The following is an 8,033-nucleotide window of genomic DNA, read 5'->3' on the forward strand; positions in this document are numbered from 1 at the left end:
GGACCATGTCTACCCCAATAGTCGCACTGGATGAGCCCTTTTTTCATGAGATGTGCGATGATTTGCTGCCACGCACCTTGGTCTTCACGAATCCAGCTACCGTAGAGGGGACGATGAAGCGTCTTTGTCATACGGCCAGTCTGTTAGGCAAGCCGAACCTCTCTTCTTTGATAGAGGTCAAGGTGGTGGAGAACGCCTTTGAACTGATTATGCAGGGGCGCAAAGATGAGTATGAGGAATTGCTCGTTCGTTCATTGCATGAACTGAGGAAAGCTGATCCAAGCAGAGGGCTAGCTGTAGCACAGTTATCCATGGTCGACGCTGCGTTACAGGTGGAGCTGGAGACAGGGCGAACGATTGCAAATCCTTTAAGGTCGTTGGTGAATTTAATTGAGGTTTTGTTAGGTTAAATAAGTACAGCCAAAAGAACTTCCAACCCATTTTTGGGACAGTGGAAGTTCTTTTTTTTGGAGTTGGTGGGTGGGGTACCTCTGTGCTGTTCATCAGGGATTCTGTTGGTCTTGGAAGATGGATGCTGCGCCTGCCGATTCTCTTTGAACAAGCGTAACGTACAACCGTTCATGCTCCACGTCTTCCCCGGCAATGATTTTGAGAACCTGTTCGGCGGCTACAGCGCCCCATTTGCGCTTGGAATAGTCTATCGTGGTCAGCCGGGGCTGAATATATTGCGCCAGCTCGATATTATCAAAGCCGACGATATGAACATCCTTGCCAATGGTAAGCTCTGACTGGGCCATTCGATTGTAAAAACCTACGGCCATTTCATCATTGAGGCAAAATACGGCTACAGGCTCCGAATCCGGGTCAGCCTGCTGCTGTAAAATGATCTCGGCCGCCTGCTCGCCGCCGGATTTCTCAAAATTGCCGCCAATTTCGACCATCTCGGCGACACCGCTGCGCTCAATGGTCTGCTTGACCGCCTGCATCCGCTGCCATGAATCATAAGAGCCTTCCGGTCCGGTCACAACATATAGCTTGCGGTGTCCCAATTCCAAGAGATGCTCTACTGCGAGCGCGGCACCTGCTTTGTTATCCAACAGCACCTGGTTAATGTTGGGGTGATTCAATTCGCGGTCTAATACGACAATTTTATGTCCGCGCTCGGCGTAGTTCAGCAGCTCCTGACTATCAAACGTCTGATCCAGTACGATGGCTCCATCAATCATGCGTTCTGGCAGCATTCGATGTGATTGCTTGCCGCTGCATACAATGAGGTCATAGCCCTTGCGGTTTAAAATTTCCTTGATGCCGTAAAGTAAATCTCCATAAACGTCTCCGCGAAAATCTGTGAGAAAAACGCCAATAATTTTGGTTTGCCTTTTCTTGAGATTGCGTGCGGCGGCATTTGGCACATAATTAAGCTCCTTGGCAATGGCCAAAATACGTGCGCAAGTCTCCTCTGTTACCTTATCGCTACCGTTCAAAGCATATGAAACGGTAGATATAGAAACGCCCGCCTGTTTGGCGATATCTTTAATGCTGACCACAGCGTCACCTCCTTGTGTCCGTCTTATATGTGCTATTGTATATGCATTATTAACCACATATCTATTCCAAATGTCGTAGTTCTACATGCAAGCAGCAAAGGGCGATCCCGTAAGATCGCCATCCCTTTGTTGCTATACCTGATTTTGCTTGCGATATCATTCAGTTTTATAAAATAATCTCCAGACGATGCACACCGTCATGGTTTGCTAATGCCTGCTCGAAGGTCTCACGTTTGATACGCAAGGCACCGGAACGGTAACGATTATCATCAGCGGGCTCGCTTTCCAGAGGGACTCCGTTCAACACTGTACGGCCTTGTTCACCGCTCGTATGCTCTTGCAGCATGCGATAAACAAAAGTGACGGGTTTTCCTGCAAAGGAAAATCTAAATTCCAATCCGTCGAGATCGTCCGGCAACACAGGATCCAGAATCAGGTCCTCGCCTGACTGACGAATACCGAGAACATTAGAAATGAGCTGATTCATGTAGATTCCCGGACCGCTGGAATAAATTCTCCAGCCACCCTTGACGGGGACGGCTCCTTCCCGTAGTTCACCAAACCGCTCCTGTGCTTCATAGCGGGTTTTAAATTTACCATCCGAGCTACTGAAATAGGCATTGCTTTGGCGCCAGTCGGCATTCGGTACGGTCGCACGGATGCCGACCGGATTGATGAGCTTCAGGCTGTGCCAAGCGTCATCCTTGCGTCCTAACTTGGCCATCGCTTCCACAAAGCGGATATGGGCATGTACATATTGCAGCCCGACTTCACGTCCGAAGTTGGCCGCTTGCTCTGCACGCTTGAAGTGCGAACTCACGCCACCGTCATATTGTGCAGGACGGTTCATCAGACGCACACCATCCGGGCAGAGAAACTGCTCGCGGATGAGCTGCTCATGAGCCAATGCTTGCTCAGGCGTGAGCAACTGGCTAATCATGCTGCGTGTCATCGGCAGCAAGCGGTAGTGAATTCCCGTCTCGGTGTCGGACGGATGGAGCATGAGCTTAGGTTGACCAGGCTCTTCCATATATACGAAGCCCGGGATAATTCCGCTCTCCAGCATGTAGCGATTGAAGTCTTTACGAATGCCGTTCGCCATCTGATGTAAATCTTGTGCGATCTTATCAGCTCCGCTTACTACGTTGGCTGGAGCTTGCTCCAACGCAGCAGCAAAGTTACGAACCACCTGGTAGGTGAGTGCGACCGTCCAGCTGCTCGCCATGTATTGCTTCAGCTGCGCATTGGCTGGCTGGAGGGTGTCGTCCCAATCGCCGTCACCGTAAGCCGATAAGTACGTGTCATGCAGGAAATTCTCCCGAATATATTCGATCTCCTTCAGGGCATGTTCCATGAGAGTCGCGGTCTGCTTGGTATAATCGAAAGTATGCCGATGAGTGTAAGGAACATTTTCTTCCAGAATACTGTAATCACGGGTCGCGGTCAAATAATCGCCCAATACCTTGAGCGGCCAAACGATAATATCCCCATGGCTTTCTTTTTGCTGTACGTGAGTATAGTTGTCGAACATAAACCATTGCGGCCAGTTTCCAGTGTCTTCATACTGGTGGCTGAATACCGTTAGCAAAATGGAACGAACCTCATCAAACTTTTGCACCGCCGAGAAGTATTCTACAGGTCCCTGACATACATCGCGTGTTCCCCAAGCTGCTCCGCCGTATTGCTCCAGACCGTGAGGTACAGAGTAGTGGACGAGCATATTGTGGGTGTACCACCAGGCCACGGCGTTCACACGGAATAGCTCGCTCGTTTCCTGTTGACCAAGTGTCAGATGGAAGCCATTCATAAGCTCGGCAAAATATTCCCGGTAGCGCTCGCGCTCCTCCTCAAAGGAGGCGTGAGGCTCCTTGCGTGCTGGGTCTTTCCCGGACGAACGGCCATGCAGCCAACCCTGTACCGTGCAGGTCCATTCGCTGCTCTCACCTAGTTCCAGCACGACCAAGGATGCATCAGGTGAAGCCTTGCCCCGCAGGAGTGCGTGAGCGTCGCTTACCTGCTGTAATGGAGCGCCTGCTACATGCATTCGGTACAAAAGATCCGGATAAGCCTCTGCGCTTAGGGAAGCGGAATCAGCTCTAAAGAGCAGGTCGTCACCTTCGCGTTCCATATGAAATGGAAGCTCATATTCGTTCACATGCATAGACATTTGCTGAGTGATCAGGAATGGGTAAGCTTTGCCGCTTGCCGAACGCATGTGAAGCCGTATTTCCGGGCGATCAGCATTCGTATGGTTTGTAATAATGAATGTATCGTCAGCCGTTTTGTAATACCAGCGCACATAATTAAAGCCAATCTCAAACAGGGAAGGCATGGTAAGCAGGTGGTATTTTCCTTGAATGCCGACGTAGATACGTTGACCGGATGTCTTAGGAATATTGAGCGCATTACGTACGTTGGTGATCATCTTGTTGAAATTCGTATTGCCGATCACGAGCTGGGAATTGAATACCCCGCACATATAGGAGGTCGTTGTAATGGTTTCTTCCTTACCTCCAGAGTAATGCCCACCCATTAAAATGTGTCCGTGAGGACGTTCTACACGAAGCTCTTTGGATTTGAGTACGATATGCTCATAGTTTTCCGTAAAAAAGGAAAGTAGTTCATCACCATCCCGCTCTTCTTCCTGGCGTTTTGGGAAAAGCTGCTCCACTTCGGCAGCGGTCAAATCCAGTGTGCACAGTGGCTCACCGATGGTTTGCGCTGGAGCTACGCGCTCTGCCTGGAACTCACTTGCGATGCGCGCTGGGATGATGTTCGCGGAAGCGTCCGCTAGCACGGCCGCTACTTCTTCACGTGCTTTGGTCACCAGCTCCTGATACTCCAGCTTCGTCACTGCGGCCGGATGGTTCGGCTGGAACAGACCGTAAAATGTAAAGCGAGCTTCCCCGGCGAGTTTTACCCGCTCAGATTGCAGCGCTGTATAAGCAAATTCGTATTGGTACACTTCATTGGCGAGCGAATCGCGGCGGAGTGCTTCCGGCTCATTCGTTTCCTTGTAAGAAAGTCCAAAGAACTGAAACCCATCTGTCGAGTATCCGACAGTGCGGGTTAACGAGCCTTGTTGAATATAAGGAAATGCCTGACTTTGCGGCTGATTCTGACGGGAACAAACGGTATAGCCTCTTTGTTCATCATGATAGACAGTGTGGTCAATATATTGAGACAAATAAGCTTCATTACTGCGTACAGCAGCGGTATCGGCAATGCCGAGGTCCTGACCGTACACAATATCTGCTTCAACGTCATCGCCCTGTAGGGTTACATCCCAGAACCATACTCCGAGGCGGCTGAGTGTGAAGGTCACCTGATAGCCTACACCGGCAGTGAAACCTTCCCAAATAATCTGCTGATCTGTTTGTCGGATTACGCCAGGTGAACGAACTCCAAGCAGAGGAGTAATGCTTACACCGGAAGGACGATACAGTCTCAAGTACAGATTGTTCAGGGAACCATCGACTGAATTGGTCAACAGTTGGTTGATCATCGTTGAGCCGTGGGCAATCTTGTATACATCACCGCTGCTTAAGAAGGTAAAGGACAGGTCTCCGGCTCGCAGCAAAATATTTTGATCCAGACTTGTATTCATCAAAGGGAACGCCTCACTTTCCTGTTTCTTTTACTAACCGAAAACGGCCTTCAGTAGTATCTCGGCTGTTAGGTCCTGTAAAGACGGCGAATTCACCGCTGTCACTGTCAAAACTCAAATCTGCATGATGATAGCGCAGCTGAGGCTCGGTCAATGTAAATTCCACTTCCTGACTTTCGCCTGGGGCAAGCAGGACTTTGCAGAAATCTTTCAGTTCTTTCATTGGTCGAACCGTATCCCCGCTGATATCACGGACATAGAGCTGAACCGTTTCCTCGACTGGACGTGTTCCTGTGTTCGTTACCTGTACTCTAACGGTCAGTTCTTGACCGGGAATAAGGATATCGCCGGAAAGCTGTACGCTGTTATAGGCTACATCGGTATAGCTCAGACCATAGCCGAACGGGAATAAAGGTTCGTTCGGTATATCTAGATACTGGGACACGTAACGTTCTGTTGTGTTCGGATCTAACTGCGGACGTCCTGTATTAAAATGATTATAATACACAGGCACCTGTCCGACCGATTGCGGGAAAGACATCGTCAGACGCCCCGTAGGTTCGGCATCGCCGTATAACAAATCGGCAATCGCCGCGCCGCCTTCGCCACCAGGGAACCAGGCTTCCAGTACAGCATCTGCTTCTTCAATGACGCCGTGCAGATCCAATGGACGACCATTAAACAGTACGGCTACCATGGGTTTGTTCAGTGTCTTCAGGCGCTTCACCAATTCCAACTGGGCTTGCGGCAGGCGAATATTCGAACGGCTGCCTGCTTCACCACTCATATCCGAGCGCTCACCAAGCGCCAATACGATGATCTCTGCTTGACTGGCAGCATGCAGAGCTTCTGCATATTGCTCCTCAGTTATGTCGTCTACAGAGCATCCTGTCGCAACCGTGAGCAGCGAGGAGGATATTTTGGATTGGAACCCCTCAACAACACGGATGGCTTCCTCTTGTGAACCGCTCCACGACCAAGAGCCCAAGATATCGCCGCTTTCTGCAAAAGGTCCGATCAACGCGATATGTTGATTGCGATTTAATGGAAGCACAGAATCATTTTTGAGGAGCACGCATGATTTAATCGCTAGTTCTTTAGCAACCGCACGATGGGCTTCGCAGAACACAACTTCACGCTCACGCTCAGGGTCTGCACCGCGCAGCGGATGTTCGAACAAGCCCAGCTTTTGCTTAAGCTTCAATATACGCATCACTGCTTCATCAACGAGCATTTCATCCAGCTCTCCGCTGCGAACCAGCTCAGCCAGGTGTCCGTTATAGCAGGAGGTCATCATTTCAATATCTACGCCTGCCAGCAACGCCTTTTTCGCCGCCTCCCGTTCATCCTCGGCGATGCCGTGAGGAATAAGCTCTTTGATCGCGGCCCAATCTGAAATGAGTACACCGTCAAAGCCCCATTCATCACGAAGCAGATCTCGCATCAGACGCTTATTGCCCGTTGCGGCCACGCCTTCTACGGTATTGAAGGACGTCATCACCATTTCGCAGCCTTCATCCAAAGCAGCTTTGTAGGAGGGGAGATAATACTCTCGCAGCTGCCATGCCGATACATCTACGGTATTGTAATCCCGCCCGCCTTCACCAGCTCCATAGGCAGCAAAGTGCTTCACGCATGCGGCTACCCGCTCGGTATCCTTCGTCAGATCTTTACCCTGAAATCCGCGCACAAACGCACGGGCAAATTGACTGTTGAGATAAGGGTCTTCGCCAGTAGATTCCATCACACGGCCCCAGCGTGGGTCCCGTACCAGATCGACCATAGGAGCGAATGTGACGTGAACACCGGATACAGCTGCTTCCCGGGCAGCGATGGTGGCGCTCTCCTCTGCCAGCTTCATATCCCATGAACAGCCAATGGCCAGCGGGATCGGGAAAATCGTTTTGAAGCCGTGTACAATATCTGCCATAATTAAAAGTGGAATACCTAGGCGGTTTTTACGCAAATGAGCCTGCTGAACACGGATCGCTTCCTGGGCTCCTGCAAGACCGAGCACAGAACCAACATTGTGGACCGTTTGTTCTGTGATACCGAGAGAAGCCATAGGCCCGGTAATTTGGCCCTCTGTGCCGGCTTCTTCAAAAAAGCCACCCACAAGCTGTAGCAGTTGGTCGACTTTTTCTTCAAGCGTCATGTTTTGTAGAAAGGAATTCAGGTGTTGTTCCATCATAATCCTCCATAAGCTGTGTTGTTGGTCGACAGCTCTCTTTTTCAGATTCATGAGATTTTTTGGATAAAGTTGATTCAAAAAAGTGCTGAACAGGCTAATAGCTAGTATAGAAGCATAATCTTCTGTTTTATCATTAATCGAAACGTTTCTATTTCTGAACTCAGTTGGATTATATACGCTTTCAAAAGGAGAGTCAAATCCAATATAGGAGCTTTTATATAGGATAAATAGCGTAATAAAGATGAAACGAATGAAAAAAAGCCGCGATTCAGGAAAAATAAAATATAATAACCCTATTGAATACGGTTTCAATTTGTTCTATAATGACTATCGAAACGTTTCTATTGATGGGTATGGTCCTTAGGTTTTAAACATAATTGTTACAACCGTATGCTTTAAATGCTATGTTTTTACGTGTACAAGGATTTTGCAGAATTTGATTTTAAACGCTCCAAAGCGCAATATATAGACGAAACAGACCATTTCGATCTATATATTATTTATGGGAAGTTGCTATTGATTTTCTGCAAAACTCTAGCATTTGAATCCGTTTTATCATATTGCATGATCAGTAAACTGATCATCTCGGGAGGAATTCGTATGATGAAAAGAACGTTGGGGATCATTTTGGCAAGCACCTTGTTACTGGGAGGCGCGCTGGTAGGCTGTTCATCCAAGGATGATTCATCCGGCAAAGATGCGAATGGCAAGACCACCATCACCTTAT

At 49.0% G+C, this 8,033-nt stretch carries 3 protein-coding genes and 1 pseudogene; 1 reads left to right on the forward strand and 3 read right to left on the reverse strand.

Features of this window, described 5'->3' with window-relative positions:
- Nucleotides 1-410 (forward strand): annotated as a pseudogene (locus AC5V8P_RS20645) (hypothetical protein); the annotation flags it as partial.
- Nucleotides 411-503: 93 nt separating this feature from the next.
- On the opposite strand, the gene AC5V8P_RS20650 reads toward AC5V8P_RS20645, so the two are convergent.
- The 3 genes from AC5V8P_RS20650 to AC5V8P_RS20660 all read right to left on the reverse strand — a co-directional run bounded on the left by AC5V8P_RS20650 (nucleotide 504) and on the right by AC5V8P_RS20660 (nucleotide 7,357).
- Entirely contained in the window at nucleotides 504-1,508 is a 1,005-nt protein-coding gene (locus tag AC5V8P_RS20650; RefSeq protein ID WP_063206914.1) for a LacI family DNA-binding transcriptional regulator, read from the reverse strand.
- Nucleotides 1,509-1,674: 166 nt separating this feature from the next.
- Nucleotides 1,675-5,115, reverse strand: a complete 3,441-nt coding sequence (locus AC5V8P_RS20655) for a GH36-type glycosyl hydrolase domain-containing protein (RefSeq protein ID WP_064795645.1) — start codon at nucleotides 5,113-5,115, stop codon at nucleotides 1,675-1,677.
- 13 nt (nucleotides 5,116-5,128) lie between these two features.
- Entirely contained in the window at nucleotides 5,129-7,357 is a 2,229-nt protein-coding gene (locus AC5V8P_RS20660) for a glycoside hydrolase family 3 N-terminal domain-containing protein (protein ID WP_269203115.1), read from the reverse strand.
- Between the last annotated feature and the right edge of the window lie 676 nt (nucleotides 7,358-8,033).

The organism is Paenibacillus sp. N119s (assembly GCF_059447605.1).

What these genes read in the sequence shown, in the direction of transcription:
- AC5V8P_RS20655 (WP_064795645.1), bottom strand. Translation starts at nt 5,115, where the DNA reads ATGAATACAAGTCTGGATCAAAATATTTTGCTGCGAGCCGGAGACCTG.
- AC5V8P_RS20660 (WP_269203115.1), bottom strand. Translation starts at nt 7,357, where the DNA reads ATGAATCTGAAAAAGAGAGCTGTCGACCAACAACACAGCTTATGGAGG.